Here is a 2163-nt window from a genome sequence, read left to right on the forward strand (position 1 = left end):
GACCAGGATAAGGTCTATTTGGTCTTGGAAGGGCAGGGCACGTTTCGGGTCGGGAGTGAAAGCCGGATTCTGGGAGAAGGGCAGGGGACAATGGCTCCGGCTGGGGAAGAGCATGGCGTGGTGAATCATACCACCACCCGGCTCCGGGTGCTGGTCTTTATGGCTCCCAATCCCGGCTAGAGACTAAAAACCGTGACTTGGTGGGGATGTGGGATATTGTGAAAAGAAAAAGGGCCTGAATGAATGCTTTCACTCAGGCCCTTGAATGTACGAAGAAGAAAGCTTAGTTGGCTGGATCCATGGAATTATAGATCGAAGAATTATCCTCACCGGTGACGGAAAGAATGCCAACTGCGCCTTTGGCGACCCGGAAAATGCTGTGGTCTACTAACAGGTAGGCCCCGGGCACATCCACTTTGAATTCCACAATGACCGAACCGGCGGAGGGAATCAGTGTGGTTTGGACGTTCTTGTTGACGGTTCCTCCAATGGCGCCTTCCACATAGACCTTGTCAAAAATCTCCCCAATGATGTGGAAGGAAGAAGCACTATTCGGTCCGATGTTGCCGACATACAGTCGGATGATGTCTCCCGCCTTGGCTTCAAGCTGCCCTTCCCCGATTAAGGCCCCGGCTCTTCCGTTCAGCACCACGTGGTCAGGGTGTTCCGCTAAGCCTTTCTCCATGGAGAGTTCCATGATGCCATTTTCTGCGCTTGGCATCGTGAAGAATTCGCTTTGCAACACGGCATATTCTTTATCTACAGGAGTCAGACCTTCAGCAGGATCCACAAGAATCAACCCGTACATTCCGTTGGCAATATGAGCCGGGATATTCGGAACCGGCGAGGCGCAATGGTAAATGTATAAACCTGGAACCAAGGCTTTAAATGAGAACATCCCTTCTTTTCCGGGAATAGCCAGATTGGAACCGGCGCCTCCACCGGGACCATTCACCGCATGCAGATCCATGTTATGCGGAAAAATGCTATCCGCGTGATTTTTGAGATGAACTTCCACGGTATCACCCTGGCGGACCCGGATCATCGGTCCTGGGACCGTGCCATTAAAACTCCAAAATTTGTATTGAACCCCATCGGCTAACGTTCCCACATACTCTTTGGCCTCGACATGGACCACAACATGCGCGGCTTCCTTACGGGTAATTGGGGTAGGAACCTGGGGGAGTGTCGTCAGTTGAGCCTGGATAGTAGGCATACTCATGGCGGGGGCTGGTAAAACGGTTCCCATGGCCAGAACACCCAACATGGTGGCCAGGGAGATGAAACCTGTGAGACGACTTGTGTGTGTGAACGCTACATGCATCATGGATGATTTCCTCCTTCTGAAGTATTGGAAAATGTAACCCCCCTGGTACTGTTCATCTGTATTCTTGCTTATCCTAGAGGAATTTGGGAGGAAAACAATGATATAGATCAATAAATGCGAAAAGATTTTCGCGGGTGCTTCTTGAGGTGGGCTTAGAGCCAGGAAAGGCAAGTAGGATTTTCAGGAGAAACTAAGAAAAGGCATGCGGGGCCATGTGCTGAAGTCTGGTGAGATTTTGAATGACCAAATTTTTTCCTGTTCCACTAATCATGGGATTTTTTTTTGAATCGGCTCAGAATGCGACTGGTGGTTTCTTTCGTCAGGCCTGCCATGTCGGCTAAATCCTGATGGGTCAGTCGTACGCCCATGCGGATGCCAGTTGCCTCTTGAATGCCGGATCGCTGGGTTAGATTGACGAGGATGGAGGCGACCCGCTGTTCGGCACGGTCCAAGGCAAAGGCTTTGGCATTGTCTTGAGATTCGCGCAGGCGGAGGCTTAGGTAATTGATGATATTGACCGCTGCACCAGGATTTCTTTGGATTACGTCCAGCATCACCTTTCGGTGAATTTTGACAATGGAGCCTTCTCCCATGGATTGGGCGCACCCGGGGTGGCCTTCTCCTACCAATGCGGACGCTTCACAACAAAACAAGTCCCCGGGCATGAGGACCTTGAGAGTGACTTCCCGTCCTTCGTGTGAGGACTTTACACATTTCACGTTTCCCTGTTTGATAATGTGAAACCAGTCGGCTGGATCACCTTGCCGAAAGATGAACTGTCCTTTTTTGGATGGGAACTTCGATGGCCTGGCTCGCCAGTTCCCTTCGATCGGTCT

General features: G+C 51.0%; 3 protein-coding genes. 1 reads left to right on the top strand and 2 read right to left on the bottom strand.

Annotation, left to right across the window (positions count from 1 at the left end):
• Positions 1-180, top strand: a 180-nt coding sequence (locus AAH187_RS19185; RefSeq protein WP_342350098.1) for a cupin domain-containing protein, incomplete at its 5' end; no start/stop codon positions are given.
• 103 nt (positions 181-283) lie between these two features.
• Here AAH187_RS19185 and nirK read toward each other — a convergent pair.
• Complete coding sequence (gene nirK / locus AAH187_RS19190) at positions 284-1327, bottom strand: copper-containing nitrite reductase (protein ID WP_342350099.1); 1044 nt, start codon at positions 1325-1327, stop codon at positions 284-286.
• A gap of 263 nt (positions 1328-1590) precedes the next feature.
• Positions 1591-2163, bottom strand: a 573-nt coding sequence (locus tag AAH187_RS19195; RefSeq protein WP_342350100.1) for a Crp/Fnr family transcriptional regulator, incomplete at its 5' end; no start/stop codon positions are given.

It is taken from the genome of uncultured Nitrospira sp., assembly GCA_902500695.1.
In the GTDB taxonomy this organism is placed as follows: Bacteria; Nitrospirota; Nitrospiria; order Nitrospirales; family UBA8639; genus Nitrospira_E.